Source organism: Saccharopolyspora sp. NPDC050389 (assembly GCF_040655595.1).
Classification (GTDB): domain Bacteria; phylum Actinomycetota; class Actinomycetes; order Mycobacteriales; family Pseudonocardiaceae; genus Saccharopolyspora.
In genome coordinates this window covers 26,491-47,134 of the sequence record NZ_JBFAKG010000036.1, presented here as the reverse complement: position 1 = coordinate 47,134, position 20,644 = coordinate 26,491, and the positions used below count along the sequence as shown (strand labels likewise).

Genomic DNA, 20,644 nt, shown 5'->3' with positions numbered 1-20,644 from the left:
AATGAGTGCAGAACGTGCTGAGGAGTCGCTGCGCGCGCTCCGACGTGAGGTCGAGGAGCTCGTTGCGCGCGTGCCGGGGCCGTTGCGCCAAGTCCGAGCAGCCGTCGGCGAGTGCCACATCGACCTGGAGTGGGGCGAAAGCCCCGGGGCCGCTGCTCCCTCTGCAACCGGCGCCAGGGCGACCCGTGCCGAGGCGAACGTCCCGATGGATGACGGCCTGGTCGCCGTCGAAGCCCCGCTGGTGGGCACCTTCTACCGCTGTCCGGCGCCCGGTGAGAAGCCATTCGTCGAGGTCGGCGACAGCGTGCTGGCAGGCCAGCAGGTGGGGATCGTCGAGGCGATGAAGCTGATGAACGCGGTCTACGCGGACTGCGACGGCCGTGTGGAGGTCGTCCACGTGGACGACAGCGTGATGGTCGAATACGGCCAAGCCCTGGTGAGCATCGCACCTGACGAGGAGTTGTGATGTTCCGCAAGCTGCTGGTCGCCAACCGGGGAGAGATCGCCGTCCGCGTCGTCCGGGCCTGCCGTGATCTCGGCATTTCGACCGTGGCGGTCTACTCCGAAGCGGACGCCAACACGTTGGCGGTGGAGCTTGCCGACGAAACCGTGTGCATCGGGCCAGCTGACTCGCGCGCGAGCTACCTCAGCATCCCCGCGATCATCGAAGCTGCGCTGAAGACCGGGAGCGACGCGATCCACCCGGGTTACGGCTTCCTGGCCGAGGATTCGGACTTCGCCGAAGTGTGCGCTGAGAACGGAATCACGTTCGTCGGCCCCCCGCCCGAGGTGATGGAGGAGGTGGCGGACAAGGCGGCGGTCCGCGCGATCATGCAGGAAGCCGGGCTGGAGATCCTCCCCGGCTCCATCGGCACGGTGCCAAGCGTGCGTGATGCCGAGGAGATCGCTTCCTCCATCGGTATGCCGGTGGTGGTGAAGGCTTCGGCGGGAGGTGGGGGACGCGGGATCTCGGTGGTGCGCGAGCACGCAGATCTTCCGACGATCTTCCGGACCACGCGGCAGACCGCCCAGTTGCTGTTCAAGGACAGCTCCGTCTACGTCGAGCGGTACCTCAATTCCGCGCGCCATGTCGAGGTGCAGGTCCTCTGCGACGGAAGAGGAGGGGCTGTCCACCTCGGCGAGCGCGACTGCTCGGTGCAGCGACGCAACCAGAAGCTGATCGAGGAGTCTCCTTCGCCAGCGCTGGACACAGCTTCACGTGAGCGGATCACTGAGCTAGCGCTCCGTGGCGCCAAGGCGGTCGATTTCCAGGGGGCCGGGACGATGGAGTTCATCGTCGACGACGACGGTCGCGCCTACTTCATGGAGATCAATCCCCGCATCCAGGTCGAGCACCCGGTGAGCGAGGCTGTGACGGGAATCGACGTGGTCCGGGAACAGATCCTGGTGGCGAGCGGGGCACCGCTCTCGTTCGCGCAGGGCGACGTCGTGCTGCGAGGGCATGCTATCGAGTGTCGAGTCAACGCGGAGGATCCCGAGCACAACTTCCGGCCCGCCACCGGACACCTCGAACAGTTCCGACTCCCCGGCGGGCCGGGCGTCCGGGTCGACACCCACTGCAGCGCGGGGATGCCGGTGAGCCCCCACTACGATTCGTTGCTCGCGAAACTGATTTGCTGGGGTGAGGACCGGGAGGCCGCGCTCCGCCGGTCGCGGGCCGCGCTGAGCGAGTTCCTCGTGCGCGGTGCAGGGGTTCGCACAACAATCCCCTTCTTGCGCGAAGTCCTTGACACGACCGCCTTCCGCGACGGTCGTGCTACCACGGGGCTGGTCGAGGAGATGATGGCATCGGCGGTGGCACCGTGACGGCCCGAGCCACCTGCTCAGGACTGGTACCTGTTCAGCGGCGCATCTGGCGGCAGTGCGAGCCTCTGCACGCGGTGACGTATTTCGCGCGGCCGGCGCGCGAGGCCTTCGCAAAGGCGGGATTGCGTGGCGGTCTCATGACGTACATCGCTGGCCGGGTCGCCGCACTCGGGCCGGTCGGTGCAGCCCTCGGGTCGGCCGTGTTGTTCAGCTTCCATCCTTCCCTCGTTGAACGGATCCTCCCGCGCGCGTGGACATTCGCCTCTGCTTCGAACGTGCTCGCAGCACGCGAAGCCGGCGCTCGCGATTCGCTGTTCGAGCTGCTCGGGGATGAGATGCCATCTGCGGACGCGTTGTGGACGGCGGCAATCACCATCGAGTCGGCTCTGGCGAGCGAGCCGTCGCACGGTAGGGCGATGTTCGCTGCCCATCGCGCCCTTCCCCGGTCGGACGACCCGTTGACCCGCCTCTGGCAAGCATCGACCGTGCTGCGCGAGCACCGTGGAGACGGGCACGCCGCAGTGCTCGTGACCGCCGGTGTCGACGCCTGCGAGGCCCACGTGTCAGCCATTGCTGCGGGCGGACTGGCGCACGATTGGTTGCGTTTCCGCGGCTTCTCCGACCAGGACCGAGCTGCGGCGCAGGAGCGGATGTGCGAACGCGAGTTCATGTCAACCGACGGAACCCTGACAGCCGCAGGGTATGAAGAGCGAGCCACCCTGGAGCGCCGCACCGACGAGGCCGCCGCTGCGGCTTGGGACGAGGTCGATGAGGGCGACCTCGTCATGTGCGAGGAGACTTTAACTCGCATCGCTGACGTGCTGGCCCGCGCCAAAGTGCTCCCGGACCCATATCCACCCGTGGGATGAACCTGACGACCGCTGCGGGCCGGACACCTCGTGGGCAAGAGGACCTACCCGCACCTGTCGCACGGAACTTCCAAGCGCGGCCGCCCATGTGAAAAAGGGATGTGGTGGCCTCATGCCCGGTCCCGGTTGGGTTCCGCCAGCGGGAGCAGCCATCGCTCCATCGCGACCACTGCGCGCGTGATGATGGGCAGGCCGAAGCGGGCCAGACCGGCGCCCCATCGGGAGTGGTGCATGCGCAGCAAATCAGGCCCGATCGTGGAGAAGATGAGAGCGAGACCGGACATGCCGCGCACTGCCACCACGGCGTGTCGAATCCGGTGCTGCTCGTCGAACGAGAGGACGAGGTACTCCTCGAACTCGATGCCGTTCGATCGTCCGTGAAAGCCGACTACGCGGGTCGCGCCCTCACCGACGTCGGTGTGGTAGTCGAGGTAGTCCAGCTTCGAGAAGAGGATGCCCAGCAAGGAGCCGACCTCCGCCCGCCCCTCGAAGCGGAACGAGTCCGTCATCGGCGTGTGGAGGACCACGTTCGTCGCGAGCAAGGACTTGGCTGCGTCGAGATCCTTGCGGCGGGCGGCCCGGCACCACCGCCATGCGCTTTCGGCAGCACTGCGGCCCGGCCCGGGGGCATCGATGAACCCGTTCGGCGAACGTTGGCCTGGCTCGCAGGAAGCGTCGTGTTCTGGGGCCGGCCGCAGGAGGGGAGTCTTCGCTTTGCGCGCAGAACGGCGGAGCATCGTTTATCGCCTTTCCATGGTGATCCGGCGACGCGCCCCCCGCGATCTCCTTGGGCAAGTGGCCGCCTCTTCATCATCGCCGGTGGTGGATGCGGAGCCGGGCTCGGTCGTTTCGAGTTCTTATTGCGGATCGATGAACGTGCCGTGAAAACCGAAGGGGATCGTCTGAGGTGTCCTGGCTCGCCCCAGTTCTCGCATGTCCCGAGCATCCAGCACGAGCAGTACCGAGCTGCGTCCGTGGAGGTCGAGTGCGACCGCGAGGATCACGCCATCGTCTTCGTCGTGCGGATCCCGGTCCGGGGACGGGACGAAAACCGGCTCACCGGGATAAAGCCCCTCTTGCTCCCACACGAGATGCTCGCCCGAGTGCGTGTCCACCTTCACCAAGCGGTCGTAGAAGCCCCGCTCGCTGCTTGCTCGGATACCGTACGCGAAGCGGTAGGGGAGGCCCTCGCGATCAGGATCGATGCGTGGCAGTTCAGCGCCCATCGAGGTCAGGATCCGGCGTTCAGCAGTCCCCTCCTCCAGGTCGAGGTCGATGCGGATGAGATCGGCGTGCGGAATCGGTTTCCCGGATCGCAGATTGTCGAGGTAGAAGGAGTTGAGGATGGCTGTGTCTGAATAGCCGACGAGATCGAGGTGGAGCCGCTTTGGCGCGTGGGGATCTGCGAAGGCGTTCACGTGGTGAAAAGCGAAGAGCGGCTCAGGCAGGTGCAGGGTGTTGACCTCACCGGTTTCGAGGTCGATGACACGAATGTTGGTGCCGCGGCGTGGTTTCCACCGGTAGTTCTTGATGAAGGCGCGGTTGCGGAGGACGAACGACAGCGGGTCCACGACGTGGGGGAACTCAACCAGGACTGCGTGGTTCTCCGTTACCGCGAAGCTGTGCATGTAACTCGGACGGTCCACCGGGATCACCGCGACCGCGCTTCGGCTGGAAGAGTCGGAGGGCTGGCGGTACACGGTGTAGGAGCTCTGGCGGGAGAAGCGGATCAGGTAGTTCACGAGGTCGCCAGAGCCGGGGTGCACGCCCGGGTGGGCGGACGTGACGTTGCCGCGGAGGCGATCGTCGTAGTCGACGACGCCGACCGTTTCGAGCGTGGCCGGATCGAACTCGATCGGCAGGGGCGTCTCGGTGATCCCGCTCACCTTGCCATCGATGCGTGCGATGTTGACCGAACCGTTGTAGTTCGAAGGGCGGTCGGTGGAGAAGTGGGTGAAGATCTTCTTGAAGAGCGAACGGCAGGGGTCGGTTGCGAATTCCGGGTAGGTCAGCTTGCCCGCATCGGCCAACGCCCTCTTGTTGGGCGTATCCAGAAAGCTGTTGCTGTAGGTCACCCGGCCACCCTCGAGATGGAAGCGGTGCACCATGGCCAGGCCGTCGAACCAGTGCCGGAGAGCGGTCCGGCCCTCGCCGAAGTGAGCGGGGCCGTTTCGCAGCAGGGTTCCCGCGAGCCAGGTAGGAATGACTCCTTCGCTGGGGAGCTCCGTGGGCACTGGCTGTTCGGTCGCGTTCCTGAAGCCTTCGGTGCGTACGTCCGACTGACCGCGGTGTGTGGTCAAATCGACTCCTCCGGTGCAAATCTGGACTGGCGTGCAGTCACGTCCGTCGCTAGCAAGCGTTCCACTGGTGAGCGCCTCCACAAGCCCGATTGGGCTCCGTTCACGCCGCCAGCAAACCGATTCCCAGGGTGACCACGCCTACTCCCAACGAGAGCGCGCCCAGCCACACCAACCAGATCAGCCCGTTCGGTTTCGTCACCTCGCCGCGTCCCATTGACGAGAAGAAGAACCCAGCGGAGATGAGCGCTGCCGACGCCGGAACTCCGATCCGGGCCAGCCACCCCAAAGCTCCGTGCAGTCCGGCCGAATCGGCCAGCACCAACGTCACCAGGCTCAACGTGACGAGCACACCAGCGTGTGCGTGACCGGCGCGCGCGAAGGTCTTCTGGAAGGTGGTCATCGCTACCTTGCCTCGGACGATCTGGGTCATGAACCACCCGCCGAACTCAATCCCGACGATCGTCAGCAGCACGGCTCCCGCGATGTATCGCGACGCGTCCGTAAGCTCCATACCTTGCAAAACCGCTCCTCAGGTTCGAAACATCGTTGCGCAACGGCATTCGCCTGGCCTATGGACACATGGGGTGTCGGCAATCTGGTGCCCCGCTTGCCGGCCGGTGGCCCGCTGTGGGGTCGTAGGGACCGATGGAGACGGACATGATCAAACCGATCACGGGAAGTCGCCCCGCATAGGATCCCCATGCGCCATTCGATCCTGACATAACACCTTTATGTAACACTGTTTCGGCGGGGTCGTCAACAACTCCAGGCGAACGCTGCCGGGCCTGCTTGTTGCCGCCCCATCGTGGAGCGAAACGCTGTTATGGTACACTGTTGCGGATGGGACGCAAGAAGGTGTACGACGAGACGCTTCGTCTCCGACTGCTCGATCGCGCCGGCGAGCTCCTGACTGAGGGCGGAAGCGACGCCCTCAGCCTGCGTGATCTCGCCAAATCTGCAGGCACCTCGACCAGCGCCGTATATTCACTGTTCGGTGGAAAGTCCGACCTGTTGCGCGCGCTGTACATCGAGGGGTTCCGTCGGTTGAGCTGGCGACTCCGATCGGTGGATCCGGCTCCTGGCCCAGTCGAGCATTTGGTGCAGCTGGCCCACGCTTACCGCGCCAGCGCGCTAGCGGACCCGAACTACTACCGGGCCACCTTTAGTCGTCACCACGACGAGAAGGATGAGGACTTCATCAGAGCAGGAGCCAGCGCCTTCGAACCTTTGCTGGAGACCGTGCAACGCGGCATCAAGACCGGCAGCCTTGTCGAAGAGGACCCGATGGCAGTCGCCTCGGCGTTGTGGGCACTAGTGCACGGTCTGGTCACCCTAGAACTGAGTGACTTGCTTCTCCGGCAAGACACGGAATCCTTCGATTACGCCGTACGTGCGGCACTGCGCGGATGGCAGGCGGACATAGCGTCACGATAGCTCTTGTAGCCGCAAGCCTCATCTGAGGAACTTGCTGTTCGCCCTGCACTCCGTGCAGGGCGAGGAAGGTCTGCGCGCGTTGCTGCTGGACCGTCCGCAGCGCGCCTACGACGTCAAGCCGGTGATCCGCAGCATCCTCGATCAGAAGGACGACGGGACCCTGGATTTCGAGGAACTGCAGGCTAAGTGGGCCCCGAACATCGTGGTCGGCCTCGGCCGGCTCGGTGGCCGAAGCGTCGGTGTGGTCGCCAACAACCCGCTGCGCAAGGGCGGCTGTCTGGACTCGCTGTCGGCGGCGAAGGCCGGGCGGTTCGTGGATGTGCGACTCGTCCGGCGTGCCGCTGCTGGTGCGTGAGGTGCGGTCGATGCAAGCGCGCTTGACTCGTGCCTGCCTACTGTGGATGGATGCAATTCGAGTAAGACGAAATGCCTTGTTTTGGTGGGAACGATGGTTTTGCTTCCTCGATCTCGGTACCGGCAGCTTCCCCGGAACGACTTCGCGATCAGGTCACGGACCGATACGGTGAAGCTGGTCAGAGGTTCTGAGGCTTTCCCTTGGTGGTGAAGGAGAACAGCGTGCTGACCGAATCAAGTTCGATTGCCGGGCTCGAGCAGGTTCCGAGCGTCATCGGCGCTGATCTGGAAGTGCCGTTGGTGACCGGGCAGTCGGTGCCCTACGCCAATTTGGACTATGCCGCGAGCACTCCATGCCTGACCGACGTCCATCGCGAGGTCGAGCGACTGCTGCCCTGGTACAGCAGCGTGCACCGAGGCGCTGGGTTCACCTCCCAGGTGTGCACGCGGGTCTTCGAACAGGCCAGGGGAGCGGTCCGTCGATTCGTCGGCGCCACACCGGATTCCGAGGTGCTCTTCACCCGGAACACCACCGACGCGCTGAATCTCCTCGGACGTGCGCTTCCGCCGGGCACCACGGTGTTTCGCTTCTCCACCGAGCACCATGCGGCGCTGCTGCCCTGGGCCGGGGCCCGGGTGTGCCGCATGGGGGTGCCGACCAGCGCGACGAACGCTGTGCAGACGCTGGCCGCCGAGCTGGCCGCTGCCCCAGAAGGACCGAAACTGGTGGTGATCACCGGGGCTTCGAACGTCACCGGGGAATTGTGGCCGGTGGTGGAGTTGGCAGAAGTGGCCCGCGCGCATGGCGCGCGCACCGTGCTCGACGCGGCCCAGCTGGCTGCGCATGGGCCGTTGGAACTGGCGGACTGGGATGTTGATTGGGTGGCACTGTCCGGGCACAAGTTGTATGCACCTTTCGGTGCAGGCGCCCTGGTGGGAGCGACCGATTGGCTGGACGCCGCCGAGCCGTACCTGGCCGGTGGCGGAGCCACCGCGCGGGTTGCCGAAGATGCAGGCCGGGAATGCGTGACCTGGTCCAGTCTGCCGCATCGTCACGAGGCCGGGTCCCCGAACGTGGTGGGCGTCCATGCGATGGCAGTCGCCTGCGACACGCTGTCGGATATCGGCTGGAACCTGATCACCAAGCAAGAAGAGGAACTGGCAACCCGATTGCGGCGGGGTCTGGTCGAGATCCCCGGTGTGCGCCAGCTCGGGATGTGGGACGAGGAGCATCCCAGGATCGGTGTCGTGTCGTTCGACGTCGCCGACTGCGCAGGCGAACCCGCGGACCCGCGACTCGTCGCGACCGCGCTCGCCGCGGAGCACGGAGTCGGCGTGCGGGACGGGGCATTCTGCGCGCACCAAGCCGTGCATTCCATGCTGGAACGGATCGGCGGGCACGAGCACAACAGAGCTTTGCGGGCCAGCATCGGCCTCGGTACTACGACTGAGCACATCGACCGGCTGCTGGGAGCACTCCAAGACTTGGTCCGCAACGGTCCGCGGTGGCCCTACAGACATTTCGACGAGGGGTGGTCCCCAGACCCCGATCCTCGACCGGTACCAGATTTCTTGCCCGGACAATTGAATTGAGTGGCATCGGCCTACGCGGCGGAGCCAGCACCGCCGCGCGTGTAGGCCGAACCGCGCGCAGCGCACTCGCTCTCAAGATCTCGACCCACCCAATGTTCGATCTTCCTCCCTGACGGACGATGGCGTTTCGCGGAGCGGCGTGTCCGCATCCGCTTCGTCGGCGATGTGAGCCGTCATCTGCGCCAGGCCGCTCGTCGGTCGCCGTCGAAACCGATCACGATCCGCTAGTGGCGGAGCAGGCGCTCCAGCCACGATTCGCGAGCGGCTACGCAGGCCCGGGCCAGCGCGGATTCCGGTGCTATGTCGTGGAATCCGTGAAAGGCCCCGCCCCAGACGTGGAGTTCCGCAATACCTCCGGCGGCCCAGATCGCGCTCGCGAAGGCGACGTCCTCATCCCGGAACACCTCGGCCGAGCCGGCATCGATGAACGTCGGAGGAAGGCCGCTGAGATCGGTGGCCCTGGCAGCCGCTGCATACGGCGAGACATCGGCGGTTCCCCGCCGCTCGCCCAAGACCGCGGTCCACGCCGTCAGGTTGCTCGTCCGGTCCCAGACGCCGATTCCGTCGTACTGGTGCGATGACGCGGTCTCGTTCCGGTCATCGATCATCGGGCACTGCAACAGCTGGCCGAGGAGCTTCGGGCCGCCGCGGTCGCGAGCCAGCAGGGTGGTTCCGGCGGCGAGGCCGCCTCCGCCGCTACCGCCGAAGATCACCAAGCGGTCGCGATCGAAGAGCAGATCGTCCGAGCTGTCCGCCATCCACCGCAGGCCCGCGTAGCAGTCCTCGACGGGGACCGGGTCGGGGTGCTCCGGCGCCAGCCGGAATTCGACCGTGACGGCGACGGCGTCGTACTTCAGCGCCCAATCGATGAGCGGATGAACGGAGGAGAACCGGTTTCCCATTACCATGCCGCCGCCGTGGATGTGGTAGATCCCGGGCCCGCGGCTGCAGTGGTCCTCGCGGGAGATGACGGAGACCTCGATCTCCGCCCCGCCGTACCCGGGGATCGTGTGGCTGACGCATTTGACGGGACGGTCACCGATCTGTTCGTCGATGCCGGGAAAGCGGAGCGAACGGTAGTGCTCCAGCCGGTCCGGCCTCATGCCGACCGGAACGTGGCCTTCGAGCGCCGGCAACACGGCGGCCAGTTCGGGATCGAACGGGTGCCGAGGTTTTTCATGCGTCATGGATTGCTCCTGGAAGTCAGCACATCCTTCACCGCGCGCCGAGACCGGTGCGCGTGGTGGTGAGCCCGCGCAGCATGCGACCGCGCCGAGTTCGAGCAGCGGAACGCTCGGGGGCGAAGGTGTGTTCGGTGAGAGGGGGCGTCGCGAGCCGTCAGCGGCTCGGCGACCGGAGTATGTCCACCTCGATGAGCATGCGCGGAAAGCTAACACGGCTCCACAGCGAAGCCGCGGCCGCTGCCCAAAGGTGTCGCCCGGCTCATCTCCGCACGACCCGCGCGGGCCGCTGCTGCTAATCTCGGGGGAAGTCATCGTGAAGGAGACTCGACGTGGTGGGTGAAGACGACATCTCCGGGTGATCCCCGGACTTGCAGGCTCTCGGCACGCTGCTGACCGCGACGCCGCAGGGCCATGTCGTCGTCCATTCCTCTTCTGCGGGGCCAAGTCCTGCCCGCACCCACCCACCTGAGGTCTCACCATGTCCGACAATCACATCGTCGTGTCCGGCCTGTCTTCACCACGCGGATGCCCGCATCGGCGAGGACCGCGTCGAATGACGCAGCGAATTGGCCGGCCCGGTCCCGGACGAGGAACCGGAATTCGGTGACGTGATCGCCAAGGTGAATGAGCAGGTTGCGGGCCTGCTGCGTCATCCACGCTCCGTCCGGGTTCGTGGTTACGCCCAGCAGGTGCACCTACCGGCTGCCGACCTCCAGCACGAAGAATACGTAGACCCGCTTGAGTGTGATCGCGCAGTCGGCGTGGAAGAAGTCGCATGCCAGCATGGTCGATGCCTGGGTGCGCAGGAACTGCCGCCAGGTCGTATCCGTGTACCGGATGGGCGCTGGAGGGATGCGCAATCGCTGGAGAACGCGGCGGATCGTCGAGGCACCCACTCGGTGGCCGAGCTTGAGCAGATCACCCTGGATTCCCTGGTATCCCCAGGTGTGATTCTCCTTGGCCACGCGCTCGATCAACACGGCAACATCGTGGTCAATGGGTGGGCGCCCGATGCGGTGTGGATATGCCCACTTCTTGGCGATCAGGCGACGATGCCAGCGCAGGATCGTGCCCGGGGTGACTAATCGGTGTGCGCGCAGCGGCTTCGGCAACAACCGGATCATCGCGGCGAACAGTGCCCGGTCGGCCCAGTCCATCCGGGGTTTCGGGTTGGTTCTGCGCAGCACGGCCACCTCGTGACGCAGCACCAGGAGTTCGACGTCCTTGGACGCCGACGAGCGGCCGAGCAGCAACAGCCAGCCTGTAACTCCCATGAAGATCAGGTACAGCAGACGCAGCGACACGGCTCGTGATCAAGCCCTGTCTGCCAAGCGGACCGTCACCGCAGTTCGGAGGACACGGACCAACTTTGGAACCCCACAGCCGGAACCGGTCGTAAGAGTGTGGGAACCGTCCCCGCGTATGTGGGGACGGTTCCTCGCGCAGCGCCAGAAGGGCCTGTAGTTCGGCGTCGGCTTCGCACGCGCGGAGATGGCTCGAGCGGGATTGGCGTTCTTCATCACTGGTTTTTGCTGACCATGTTGGCTTGACGTCCGTGTCCTGGTGTCAGCAGGTGGGTGGACAGGCGAGCTCGGGCCAGTGCGATGGGATCCGCGTCGAGTGGTGTTCAAGTGATCCGCTTTGACGCTGGCGATGGGAGGAAAGTGGGAGGAGCGTGTTGGTCTGAACCGCGTTGTACTGCGCTGGACGGCAGCGGGCAGCGCCAGTTCGTCCTGCGGTTTCTGGATTTTCGCTGGTCAGTGTCTCTTGTGGACATGTCTGGGGGTCAAGGGGTCGCAGGTTCAAATCCTGTCAGCCCGACGTTCGCGGAAGCCCGCTGACCGGCACAAAAGTGCAGGTCAGCGGGTTTTTCATGCCCCGATGTGGATCTTGGGTGATCGTCCCGAAGGGTGCCGACTCGATTTTTCGGCATTTTTGGGAGGATTTTGGGAGGCCCGGTTTCGCGGGTCCGAAATGGGGTCGCGTTGTGGGAGGCGCAGCTGTTCACCTGCACGGGTGGTTCTGGTGTGCCGTGCGCTTGGTGTTGATCGGGCCAGCCCAGGTCGTTGTCTGCCGCTAGCGGCACTCTGGCTGGGCAGTTGGTGAGGCTGGCCGGTTGTGGGTGCCGAAAACTACGTCCATGCAGTTCAAGCGGCATGTCGGTATTCGTGGATGGCTCCGCCGAGTCGGTCGTACCGGCGTATGGCGAGGCGTTCGATCCTGTCGGGCTCAAGGGGCTGGGGCCGGGCTTGCAGGGGTGCCGCGGCGGCGAGTGATCGGTGGGTTCGGTGCAGGTTGTAGTGCCGTTCGTACTCGCGCAGTGCATGCCGGAGATGTCTCTCGTTCCAGATCAGTGTGCGGTCCAGCAGTTCGGTGCGGAGCGTCTTCACCCAGCGTTCCATGATTGCGTTCATGCGGGGCATCCGGATACCGGTCAGCACAGTATTGATCCTGGCGTCGCTGAGGATGTTGTCGATCAAGGCGGGGTACTTGGCGTCGCGGTCGCGGTTGAGGAACCTGATCTGCGAGAGGTTTCCGGAGTCCTCCAGGTCCATCAGCAGGTTGCGGACGGCTTGCGCCACCCATGCATGGGTAGGGTGCGCGGTGGTGCCGAGAATGCGGACAAGCCTGTCAGCGTGGTGGATGGCTGCGAGAATGTATTGGCGCTGCCCGGAAAGTGTGACGGTCTCGATGAAGTCCATCGCCAGGATGGCCTCGGCTTGGGAGCGCAGGAAACTGGCCCAGGTGATGGTCGTCCGTTGCGGAGACGGGCCGACGCCAGCAGCCTTAAGAATCTCCCACACTGTAGAAGGGGCGACCTTGATACCGAGGAGGGCGAGTTCTCCGTGAATACGCCGATACCCCCAGGAGGGGTTTTCGGTGGCCAAACGGAGGATGAGACGGCGGATCGAGGCGAGAGTTCGTGGACGCCCAGGCCCGCGGTTCGCGCTTGCGCAGGCGTGGCGATGTTTCACCGGCTCCCGATGCCACCGCAGCACCGTGTCCGGGCTGACCAGCAGCCGGAGCCGACGTAGCGTCGAGCGAGCCAGCGGCACGAGGAGTGCGGCAAGGAACGCCCTGTCCTCAGGTCGCAGTTGCAGGCGTCGGTCGCCGAGTTGCCGTTGCAGCACGGTGAGTTGGTGGCGTAAGGCCAGGATCTCAACATCCTTCTCACGGGTCGGTCATCGGCAACAGTCGCAGCGTTGCGAAGGCGTGAGCGACAGCTGAGAAGACGAAGCGGACCAACACATGACGTGATCATGCCGGACGTTGACCGACCATCTGCCGAAAGCTTTGACCTGCACGGACGTATTTTCGGCACGTACACGGGTATGGCCGTGGGGCGGTAGTGCTTCGGTTCACCCCACGGCCTGCTCACGTGACCCGCCTACCGAGAGATGTGCAGGCTCTCGGCGACGCGCCGATATCCGATCCGCTGGTAGATGCGTTCTTCTGCGCTGCCAGCTGCCATCAGGAACGGCGTGTTGATGCCGACCGTTGGACAGGCGCGGGTAAGCAGGCTGGTGAGCGCGGCGGCGATCCCACGTCGGCGGTACGCGGTACGCACCCCGACCGCAGCGAGTTCGCTGACCCCGCGGTGCGGTGGCGTGCACAGGCCAGCGCCAACCCCGATCCCGGTGGCGGTGTCCACAGCGAGGGCAACGAGGCCGTCCCGGTCGAGCGTGCGACGCAGCCTGGCCGCATCGTGTTCTGTGGCGTCCGGCGCACCGTATGCCTCGTTCTGCGCTTCGGCGACCAACCGCAGTTCGTCATCGGTGCTGGCCAGTACCAACTCGATCGGACTGTCTACAGTGGCCGCCACGACGTCATCGGGTGCGCAGGTCAGCACCGGAAGCCGGGCCTCCACGCCGAACCCGGCGTCGAGCAAGGCGGGTTCGACCCGCGGGCACACCGTAGCGAGGTATTCCAGCCTCGGCTTGCGTTCGCGCTCGGCAAAGGCCGCGATCAGCGCGTTGATGTCGGCTGGCGTTGGTTCGGCGCCGTCATCGGGAACAGCGTAGTTGCGATAGGGACCGGTGTCGGTGGCGTCGAGGAGCATCACGAACTGGCCGACTCGAGGCGCGCGATCACCCGCGAGCGCGCGCAGGTACGCGTGTACGTCGGAATCAAAGGATTCGAACACGGAAAAGAGACCCTTCATTGGTTGGGCAACGAAACCGCGGTGCTGGCAAGCTGGCCGCTCCGTAACCCGAACCGATCAGCGGGACACGAGTGCCCAGCTGGCAGTGCGCAGCGGCCTGTCCGAGGTCGCTGGCATTGGCCTCAATCCTCCTGAGTTCGACATGACGACGACCGGAAGGCTAATCAACCACATGAGCGTCGGTCAACCGAAATTCGATCAAAGACGTCCGCGGTGGAGTTCGCGCTGACGCGGGATCGCCGGCCTTCTGAAGTCGTTGGTCGCCGACGCGTCACAGTGACACGGGCGGCGTCACGATGACCCTCACACCGGGCTTGACCACGTGATCACCTGGACCAATCCGCCGCTTCCGGTCAACGGTCAACCGCAAACCCCATCCATAACATGACTTGTGCATGGCTGGTCAGTAGCCGGAATGGGTCGTTGGCGCGTGTGGCAGCGTGTTGACGAGCAACTCGACGACCGGGAACTGGCTACGTTGCCCTCAGTGATCAAGGCCGGATGGCAGGTTCGATACGTCCCCGCTGATCTGCCGGAGCCATCTTCCTCGTTACGGTTTGTGGCAGGGCTGCCCACGGATTGGCGGGGTGGCTGAAGGAAGGCGACGTTCCGGTCAGGACGCCGCTTCTGATCTCCCCTCCGGTACGGGTACGACGTCGAGTTCAATGCCTTCTTCGCTCCGCCGAGATGGCGGGCAGCGCGTGGAACACCTGAGTCCGCAACGGGAGCGTCGGCCAGTTCCCGTCGAAGCTGGCCGCCCCACTCGCGCGGTGGGTGGGAGACGCATGGGCGACCTCGTACTCAACCTTGCCCCGCCCGAGGAATCGCCGGTGACCCGGCTCGACCTGGACGCGTGCTGTTCGCCCCACGCACCTGACCCCGACCGCTTCCCCAACTTGACGCGGAAGTCCTCACGACACGCGATCGAACCTGCACATCACCACCCGTTAGAACATGGTGTTGTTGTTCGCGGTGGTTTCCGGTACCGCTTGTGCGACGTCCCAGTGTTCGGCGATCCGGCCGTCGCGGATGCGCAGGATGTCCACGACGGCGGTGCCCCGGTCGTCGGGCGACGTCCGCATCAGGGCGTGGGTGACGATGAGGTCCGCTTCCGCGATCACACGCTTGATTTCCAGCCGCAGCTTCGGGAATCGGGCGACGAACCCGGCGAGGAATTCGGCTGAGGCCGCCGCACCGTCCGGCGCCATCGGGTTGTGCTGAACATATTCATCCCCGACGTACCTCGCGAACGCCTCGGCGACCTGTTGACGGTTGAAGGCCATGTCGAGGTAGTCCGTCGCGATCTGCTTGTTCCGCTCAATGTCAGCCATTGTCAGCCCTTTCTTTTTCGATTCTCGACTGCTCGTGCCGACCGCGTGCGCCGGTCGCCCGGTCACCAGGGAACGGTGGCGTCGACGGAGCTGTCGTTATCGCCGCAGAACGCGCCGGTTGGCCCGTCCGCGCCCATCAGCGCCAGTGCCACCGGCACCTCGGCGCCCTGCTCGGCCGTGCGGACACCACGGCCGAACTGAGAGGGCGCGTTGAGGTCGGTCGCGACCAGGCCGGGGTTGGCCGCGTTGACGCAGATGCTGTCGTCGCGCAACGCGTTGGCGTACAACACGGTGATCGCGTTGAGCGCAGCCTTGGAGGAGCTGTAGGCCAACAGGCCACGGGTCGAGACCGGGTCGTCCGGATCGCTCAGCAGGCTCAGCGACCCCAGCGGGCTGGACAGGTTCACCACCTGTCCAGCCGTGGAACGGCGCAGCAGCGGCACGCAGGCCCGAGTCATCGCCGCCGCGCCGAACACGTTGACATCGAAGACCCGCCGCAGCTGCTCGGTCGTGACTTCCTGGACCGGCACTCCCCATTCGACGACGACTCCCGCGTTGTTGACCAGCACGTCGAGCCTGCCGCACTCCTCGTCGACCCGCCGTACGGCGGCGGCGATCTGTGCCTCTTCCGTCACGTCCAGCCGGACGAAGCGGACGTCGGCCCCCGCCCTGGCATTCAGGTCCCGCGCCGCGGCCCGGCCGCGCTCTGCGTCCCGGGCACCGAGATAGACGATCATGTCCTCGGCCGCCAGCCGACGGGCGATCTCCCGGCCGATCCCTTGTTCGCGCCGGTCACCAGCGCCACCCTCCTGTCGGTCATGTGACTTCCTCCCGCTTCTGCGTGCCCGACCACTTCAGCAGCCATGTCACCAGAACCGGAAGGACGGCTTTGATCTTGCGCTATACCCTGACGGTATGGCGGATCTGGAGGTGCGGGAACTGCGGTACTTCCGTGCGGTGGCCGAGGAACGGAACTTCTCTCGCGCCGCTGAGCGCCTCGGGATGGCGCAGCCGCCCCTGTCCAGGGCGATCCGGCAGCTGGAGCGGCGGCTGGGCGTACAACTTCTCGAGCGTGGCAACCGACAGGTCACGCCGACCACCGCCGGGCTCGTCCTACTCGGCGAGGCCGTACGCGTGCTCGACGCGGTGACGGCGGCCGCTCACCGCACCCGCCGGGCCGCGCTCGACACACCAACCGTGGTCGTCACGGCCAAGCCCGGCGTGGCGACCGATCTGCTGCGGCGGATCGCCGAGACGTACGGAAAACGGCCCGACGCCGCCCGCGTGGAGATCATCATCAGCGGCTACGGCGAGGAACCCGCGATGCTCCGCACCGGGCGCGCCGACGTCGCCCTGCTTGGTTCGCCGAACACCGACCACCACGGCCTCGACCGGGAGCCGCTGACATCCGAACCGCGGGTGGCCGCCCTGCCCGCCGGGCACGAACTCGCCCGGCACGGGTCCCTGAGCTGCCACGACCTCGTGGGCCTGCCATTCCCGCAACCGCCCGGGACCTCCCGTACCGCACTGGACTACTGGGCCGGCCGCGACACCGCCACGCCCACCGACCGGCCCGTCCTCACCGCGACGCCTCCGGCGCACGCCCCCCGGCCGGCCGGCGAGCCCGCGCCACCACCGACCGCCGCGCTCCCGGACTCCCCGGGCCCCCTCGTGCGCGACAGCTCCCAACTCCTGGAGGCGGTGGCACTCGGACAGGCCGTCGCCCTGATCCCGCTCTCGCTCGCCGAGCGCAACCGTCGAGACGACGTCGTCCACCGGCCGGTGTCCGACGCCAGCCCCTACACGATCTCGATCGCGTGGCCCAGCGGGGCCCGCTCCGCCTCGGTCGCCGCGTTCGTCCGCACCGCGATCGAGGTCACCGCCGACGCCCGTACATCGACAGACGACCTCGACGCCACGGCCTGACCCGGCACCCGAGCGCATCTGGAAGGCCGACGAATCGCAGCGAGTTTCAGCGCATGCTCGCCGTTTCGAAGGGGTACGAGAAGCAGTCGTGCGGTCATCACGCATCAGGTAGTGAGCCCATTTCCGCCACGGCGACGCCGCGCAACGACTTGGGCTCTTCCCCTCAGACCGTGGCATGCATTCCGGTGTTTCGGCGGCAAGGGACCAGCCTTGGTCGACGCCAAACTCGCAGGCCAGCTCCCGCAACCAGTAGAAGCTGGACGACCACCGGTCGATCTGGCTGCTGCTTCTGGGGGATGCTCTCAATCCGGTCCGCAAGGCCCAACCACCGCAGGACGCCCGAGCGGCCAGAACATCACGCCAGCGACCGGCACCTCAACCAGACCATCGCCCGGACGGTGCTGGAGATCGAGCGGTCAACGGGTGTCTTGAACCTGTCCCGCTCGAAAATACGAATCGTGCTGTGACCTGTGCTGATGGCGTTGGTCCAGGCGGCGCGCCGGTACTCGTTGACCAGGCCGCCAAGGATGGGGCGTCGTTGGATCCGGTGGGGTTGGAGGTCGGTAACGGTGGCAGGGGCGAGAGGTTCGTCGCTGTCTGGGGGCAATTGCTGCCGGGACTGGTGGGGGCGGTGCCGGTTGTAGTGCTGGATGTACTCGGCAAGGACTGCTTGGGCGTGGGCCTCGTTGTAGATCAGGAATCGGTCGAGGACTTCGCGGCGGAGGGTGCCCACGGCTCTCTCGCAGATGGCGTTCGCTTTGGGCGCCTGCGGAGGTAGATCGCGACCGTCGGCGCCTCGTCGTCATCGGTGGGGATCTCCTCGCGGACCACACCTTCCTCGGCGACGAGTTCGGCGAGGCATTCGATCACCAGCCCGGTGTCGACGGCGAAGATCTTCACCGCCTCGGCGATCAGCTCGGTCTCCGGCAGGTAGCAGTTGCCGTCGCCGGTGGACTCCGAGAGCGTGAACTGAAGATCCACCTTGACCCGCTGCGGGGAGTTGGTCACAGTGAGGTAGGTCAGTCGCAGCAGCGCAGTCGATCATCATGTCGTGGGGTGCGACAGGATGGGAGCGCTTGCTTGAGTGACTGCGGTCGATCTACCCGTTCGTCGTGCCCGCCGCTTCTCACCAGTTCGGATGAGGTTATAGGCAAGGGCAATGTCCCCCAGCGACTACCGGCACCTGGCCATGGACCGTCAACAGCCCGGGCGTTGATCGTCAACCGAGCTGCCGCAATTTAGTGAGCGGATTACCGCGGCTGCTTGACATCTTTGCCGCATCGGATGCCTTCCCGACCGACGCGGCAACATCGGCCATGCCTTCATCCGATCACTCCGGCGAGCGCGAGCACCGCGTGACCTAACGCTGCGATGAGCGCGGGCGGGCCGAGTCGCCTGGCCGGGTCGGCGCCCTGCGGCGGGGCGGTGAACGTCTCGGCCGACGCCGCCGGTAGTGGCGGCGCCGGCCTGTCCTGACGCTCCGGGCAGCCGGTCAGGCTGCCTTGAGCTGTGCGGCGATCCTCACCATGCGCTCGGCCTGGTGCCGGGCGGCGGCACGGGTGGTGTCGTCCACCGGGTTCGTGCCCTGCCCGTCCACATGCGAGGTGCCGTAAGGGTTGCCGTCGGCGAACTTGACCGGGTCCGTGAAGCCGGGGGCGACCACGATGCCGCCGAAGTGGTGGACGCTGGTGTAGAGCGCCTGGAGCGTCGTCTCCTGGCCGGCGTGGAGGGTCGCGGACGAGGCGAAGCCGCTGTAGACCTTGTCGGCCAGCTTCCCTTGCGCCCACAGCCCGCCGAGGGTGTCGATGAACTGCTTGAGCTGCGAGGAGATGTTGCCGAACCGGGTGGCGGATCCGAACAGGACGGCGTCGGCCCACTCGATGTCCTCGGGTGTCGCCTCGGGGATGTCCACGGTGGCGGCATGGTTGGCCGCCCACGCCGGGTTGGCCTCGATGGCCGCCTGCGGGGCCAACTCGGCGGCCTTCACCAGGCGGACCTCGGCGCCGGCCTTCACCCCGGCATCGCGCAGTTCCTTGGCGATCTCGGCGATGGTGCCGGTGGAGGAGTAGTAGACGATCGACAGCTTGACGGGAGTGGCCACGACGGCGGCTCCGTTCCTTGTGAGATTTCTGGTGGGGGTTATCGAGAATCCGGTCAACTAGACGACCGGTCTACTAATTTATAGACGACCGGTCCAGATGAAGTCAAAGACCGGATGCGGCGGCCCCTTGGGGCCTGCGCGATTAGGCGGTGACAGCAGTCCTCTCCGGGTCATTGGGGTGAGGCTCGAGGGCCGTCACCACCGCGGTCATCCACGGCCAGAGTGGCAGCGTGCCGAGTACCTTCGCGTACAGCTCACCCTCGTCGGCGGCTCGCCACACGCCGATACTGCGCAGCTCGCCGACTGGGCGCCACAGCCTGACGAGGTGACCGGTCGCAGTCAGCTCCCTTGCTCGTACGGCTTCCGCGGCGCGACGACGGTCGACCTCGGCCGGGTCGGTGCCCTCGGGGACGGTGGTGGTGAGCTCGACCAGGAACTCCTTCATGACGCTTCTCCTTCTCTCTGCGCGGCCTCGCCGGCCGCCGGCGACGACATGTAGAGGTGGGGTCGCCGCCGATGCATTCCGCGGGCGCGCGCCCTGCCGCCCGGCGGCATGCACCACACATCCGTTGAAATAATTCGACCGGTCGTCTACTATTATAGGCGACCGGTCGGCTAGTACGCAGTCGGCTCATCTCTCTCAAAGAAGGTCATCATGAGCACGCAGGTTCAGAAGGTCGCAGTCGTCACCGGCGCGTCGCAGGGCATCGGAGCGGGCCTTGTCACCGCCTACCGAAAGCTGGGCTACGGCGTCGTGGCCACCTCGCGCCGCATCGCCGCGTCGGGCGACCCGGACGTCGTCACCATCCAGGGCGACATCGCCGACCGCGCGACCGCCGAGCGCGTCATCACCGCAGGAGTTGAGCGGTTCGGCCGTATCGACACGCTGGTCAACAACGCGGGGATCTTCATCGCGAAGCCCTTCACCGACTACACCGAGGACGATTATGACGCGGTGCTCGGTGTGAATCTGCACGGCTTCTTCCGTATCACCCAGCTCGCGGTCGAGCGCATGCTCGAGCAGGGCGGCGGGCACGTCGTGCAGATCACGAGCACGCTCGCCGACCAGGCCAACTCCAGCGTGACCTCCGTACTCGCCTCCCTGACCAAGGGCGGTCTGCAGTCCGCCACCAGGGCGCTTGCCATCGAATACGCCGGCCGCGGCATCCGCAGCAATGCCGTGTCGCTGGGCACCATCAAGACGCCGATGCATCCCGAGGAGAACCACGCGGCGCTCGCGGCACTGCATCCGGTCGGTCGCATGGGCGAGGTGAGCGACATTGTCGACGCGGTGGTCTACCTTGAGGACGCCCCGTTCGTTACCGGCGAGATCCTCCATGTCGATGGTGGCCAGAGCGCCGGGTACTGAGCGCAGATGTGGTTGGGCTTGCCTGTGCGGGCCCGAGGCAGGGGCGCGTCGTCCGCGCCCCTGCCGGCTGCCCCGGAATCGGCTGCCGGCGGGGCGTCTGGTGCTGACGGCGAACCGACCGGCATTAGCTCTTGCCGTGACCGGATGGACGGGCCGTTCTCCCGTCCCAAATCAAGTCCATCCCCATCTCACGA

General features: G+C 66.0%; 22 protein-coding genes. 8 read left to right on the top strand and 14 right to left on the bottom strand.

What is annotated here, in order from left to right; genetic code table 11:
* Window position 1 precedes the first annotated feature (1 nt).
* The 3 genes from AB0I53_RS23715 (at window position 2) to AB0I53_RS23705 (ending at window position 2,696) form a co-directional block, all read left to right on the top strand.
* Window positions 2-466, top strand: a complete 465-nt coding sequence (locus AB0I53_RS23715; protein ID WP_358606749.1) for a biotin/lipoyl-containing protein — start codon at window positions 2-4, stop codon at window positions 464-466.
* A complete protein-coding gene (locus tag AB0I53_RS23710; protein ID WP_358606746.1) occupies window positions 466-1,827 on the top strand; it encodes an acetyl-CoA carboxylase biotin carboxylase subunit in 1,362 nt (453 codons plus the stop codon). Before AB0I53_RS23715 ends, AB0I53_RS23710 begins: the two co-directional genes overlap by 1 nt.
* A gap of 74 nt (window positions 1,828-1,901) precedes the next feature.
* Window positions 1,902-2,696 carry a hypothetical protein gene (locus AB0I53_RS23705; RefSeq protein WP_358606743.1) on the top strand — a complete coding sequence of 265 codons (795 nt, stop codon included), beginning with the start codon at window positions 1,902-1,904 and terminating at the stop codon, window positions 2,694-2,696.
* A gap of 110 nt (window positions 2,697-2,806) precedes the next feature.
* Here the strand turns inward: AB0I53_RS23705 and AB0I53_RS23700 are convergent, their stop codons facing one another.
* The 3 genes from AB0I53_RS23700 to AB0I53_RS23690 form a co-directional block, all read right to left on the bottom strand.
* Window positions 2,807-3,205 carry a hypothetical protein gene (locus AB0I53_RS23700; protein WP_358606740.1) on the bottom strand — a complete coding sequence of 133 codons (399 nt, stop codon included), beginning with the start codon at window positions 3,203-3,205 and terminating at the stop codon, window positions 2,807-2,809.
* A 348-nt stretch (window positions 3,206-3,553) separates the two neighbouring features.
* Window positions 3,554-4,996 carry a carotenoid oxygenase family protein gene (locus AB0I53_RS23695; RefSeq protein WP_358606737.1) on the bottom strand — a complete coding sequence of 481 codons (1,443 nt, stop codon included), beginning with the start codon at window positions 4,994-4,996 and terminating at the stop codon, window positions 3,554-3,556.
* A gap of 100 nt (window positions 4,997-5,096) precedes the next feature.
* Entirely contained in the window at window positions 5,097-5,507 is a 411-nt protein-coding gene (locus AB0I53_RS23690; protein ID WP_358606734.1) for a hypothetical protein, read from the bottom strand.
* A 329-nt stretch (window positions 5,508-5,836) separates the two neighbouring features.
* Here AB0I53_RS23690 and AB0I53_RS23685 point away from each other — a divergent pair, with 329 nt between their 5' ends.
* From AB0I53_RS23685 to AB0I53_RS23675, 3 genes are all read left to right on the top strand, one after another.
* Entirely contained in the window at window positions 5,837-6,430 is a 594-nt protein-coding gene (locus AB0I53_RS23685) for a TetR/AcrR family transcriptional regulator (RefSeq protein ID WP_358606731.1), read from the top strand.
* A 31-nt stretch (window positions 6,431-6,461) separates the two neighbouring features.
* On the top strand, window positions 6,462-6,785 hold the full coding sequence (locus tag AB0I53_RS23680) for a carboxyl transferase domain-containing protein (RefSeq protein WP_358606727.1): 324 nt from the start codon (window positions 6,462-6,464) through the stop codon (window positions 6,783-6,785).
* A 203-nt stretch (window positions 6,786-6,988) separates the two neighbouring features.
* Window positions 6,989-8,377 carry an aminotransferase class V-fold PLP-dependent enzyme gene (locus AB0I53_RS23675; protein ID WP_358606724.1) on the top strand — a complete coding sequence of 463 codons (1,389 nt, stop codon included), beginning with the start codon at window positions 6,989-6,991 and terminating at the stop codon, window positions 8,375-8,377.
* 224 nt (window positions 8,378-8,601) lie between these two features.
* Here AB0I53_RS23675 and AB0I53_RS23670 read toward each other — a convergent pair whose 3' ends face one another.
* The 7 genes from AB0I53_RS23670 to AB0I53_RS23640 form a co-directional block, all read right to left on the bottom strand.
* Window positions 8,602-9,564, bottom strand: a complete 963-nt coding sequence (locus AB0I53_RS23670) for an alpha/beta hydrolase (RefSeq protein ID WP_358606721.1) — start codon at window positions 9,562-9,564, stop codon at window positions 8,602-8,604.
* A 470-nt stretch (window positions 9,565-10,034) separates the two neighbouring features.
* Entirely contained in the window at window positions 10,035-10,214 is a 180-nt protein-coding gene (locus AB0I53_RS23665; RefSeq protein ID WP_358606718.1) for a hypothetical protein, read from the bottom strand.
* 42 nt (window positions 10,215-10,256) lie between these two features.
* Window positions 10,257-10,865: a hypothetical protein gene (locus AB0I53_RS23660; protein WP_358606715.1), complete on the bottom strand. Its 609-nt coding sequence runs from the start codon at window positions 10,863-10,865 to the stop codon at window positions 10,257-10,259.
* A gap of 843 nt (window positions 10,866-11,708) precedes the next feature.
* Window positions 11,709-12,692, bottom strand: a complete 984-nt coding sequence (locus tag AB0I53_RS23655; RefSeq protein ID WP_358606712.1) for an integrase core domain-containing protein — start codon at window positions 12,690-12,692, stop codon at window positions 11,709-11,711.
* 257 nt (window positions 12,693-12,949) lie between these two features.
* Window positions 12,950-13,621: a GNAT family N-acetyltransferase gene (locus AB0I53_RS23650; protein WP_358606832.1), complete on the bottom strand. Its 672-nt coding sequence runs from the start codon at window positions 13,619-13,621 to the stop codon at window positions 12,950-12,952.
* A 1,049-nt stretch (window positions 13,622-14,670) separates the two neighbouring features.
* Window positions 14,671-15,120 carry a nuclear transport factor 2 family protein gene (locus AB0I53_RS23645; protein WP_358606709.1) on the bottom strand — a complete coding sequence of 150 codons (450 nt, stop codon included), beginning with the start codon at window positions 15,118-15,120 and terminating at the stop codon, window positions 14,671-14,673.
* The gene (locus tag AB0I53_RS23640; protein WP_358606706.1) at window positions 15,117-15,791 is read right to left on the bottom strand and encodes an SDR family NAD(P)-dependent oxidoreductase; all 675 of its coding nucleotides are present in this window, start codon (window positions 15,789-15,791) and stop codon (window positions 15,117-15,119) included. The genes AB0I53_RS23645 and AB0I53_RS23640 overlap by 4 nt, the downstream gene beginning before the upstream one ends.
* 178 nt (window positions 15,792-15,969) lie before the next feature.
* Between AB0I53_RS23640 and AB0I53_RS23635 the strand changes: the two genes are divergently transcribed.
* Entirely contained in the window at window positions 15,970-16,980 is a 1,011-nt protein-coding gene (locus tag AB0I53_RS23635) for a LysR family transcriptional regulator (protein WP_358606703.1), read from the top strand.
* Window positions 16,981-17,335: 355 nt separating this feature from the next.
* On the opposite strand, the gene AB0I53_RS23630 is transcribed toward AB0I53_RS23635, so the two are convergent.
* From AB0I53_RS23630 to AB0I53_RS23615, 4 genes are all read right to left on the bottom strand, one after another.
* Entirely contained in the window at window positions 17,336-17,713 is a 378-nt protein-coding gene (locus AB0I53_RS23630; protein WP_358606701.1) for an integrase core domain-containing protein, read from the bottom strand.
* A complete protein-coding gene (locus tag AB0I53_RS23625; RefSeq protein ID WP_358606699.1) occupies window positions 17,674-17,988 on the bottom strand; it encodes a hypothetical protein in 315 nt (104 codons plus the stop codon). The genes AB0I53_RS23630 and AB0I53_RS23625 overlap by 40 nt, the downstream gene beginning before the upstream one ends.
* A 484-nt stretch (window positions 17,989-18,472) precedes the next feature.
* Window positions 18,473-19,081 carry an NAD(P)H:quinone oxidoreductase gene (gene wrbA, locus AB0I53_RS23620; protein WP_358606696.1) on the bottom strand — a complete coding sequence of 203 codons (609 nt, stop codon included), beginning with the start codon at window positions 19,079-19,081 and terminating at the stop codon, window positions 18,473-18,475.
* A 142-nt stretch (window positions 19,082-19,223) separates the two neighbouring features.
* Window positions 19,224-19,526 carry a muconolactone Delta-isomerase family protein gene (locus AB0I53_RS23615; protein ID WP_358606693.1) on the bottom strand — a complete coding sequence of 101 codons (303 nt, stop codon included), beginning with the start codon at window positions 19,524-19,526 and terminating at the stop codon, window positions 19,224-19,226.
* Between the two features lie 210 nt (window positions 19,527-19,736).
* On the opposite strand from AB0I53_RS23615, the gene AB0I53_RS23610 reads away from it, so the two are divergent.
* Window positions 19,737-20,450 carry an SDR family oxidoreductase gene (locus AB0I53_RS23610; RefSeq protein WP_358384175.1) on the top strand — a complete coding sequence of 238 codons (714 nt, stop codon included), beginning with the start codon at window positions 19,737-19,739 and terminating at the stop codon, window positions 20,448-20,450.
* The last annotated feature ends 194 nt before the right edge of the window (window positions 20,451-20,644 follow it).

Coding starts and splice junctions, on each gene's coding strand:
- AB0I53_RS23715 (WP_358606749.1), top strand. CDS start 2: ATGAGTGCAGAACGTGCTGAGGAGTCGCTGCGCGCGCTCCGACGTGAG.
- AB0I53_RS23710 (WP_358606746.1), top strand. CDS start 466: ATGTTCCGCAAGCTGCTGGTCGCCAACCGGGGAGAGATCGCCGTCCGC.
- AB0I53_RS23700 (WP_358606740.1), bottom strand. CDS start 3,205: ATGACGGACTCGTTCCGCTTCGAGGGGCGGGCGGAGGTCGGCTCCTTG.
- AB0I53_RS23690 (WP_358606734.1), bottom strand. CDS start 5,507: ATGGAGCTTACGGACGCGTCGCGATACATCGCGGGAGCCGTGCTGCTG.
- AB0I53_RS23685 (WP_358606731.1), top strand. CDS start 5,837: ATGGGACGCAAGAAGGTGTACGACGAGACGCTTCGTCTCCGACTGCTC.
- AB0I53_RS23670 (WP_358606721.1), bottom strand. CDS start 9,564: ATGACGCATGAAAAACCTCGGCACCCGTTCGATCCCGAACTGGCCGCC.
- AB0I53_RS23665 (WP_358606718.1), bottom strand. CDS start 10,214: ATGACGCAGCAGGCCCGCAACCTGCTCATTCACCTTGGCGATCACGTC.
- AB0I53_RS23650 (WP_358606832.1), bottom strand. CDS start 13,621: ATGCTCCTCGACGCCACCGACACCGGTCCCTATCGCAACTACGCTGTT.
- AB0I53_RS23640 (WP_358606706.1), bottom strand. CDS start 15,791: ATGATCGTCTATCTCGGTGCCCGGGACGCAGAGCGCGGCCGGGCCGCG.
- AB0I53_RS23635 (WP_358606703.1), top strand. CDS start 15,970: ATGGCGGATCTGGAGGTGCGGGAACTGCGGTACTTCCGTGCGGTGGCC.
- AB0I53_RS23615 (WP_358606693.1), bottom strand. CDS start 19,526: ATGAAGGAGTTCCTGGTCGAGCTCACCACCACCGTCCCCGAGGGCACC.
- AB0I53_RS23610 (WP_358384175.1), top strand. CDS start 19,737: ATGAGCACGCAGGTTCAGAAGGTCGCAGTCGTCACCGGCGCGTCGCAG.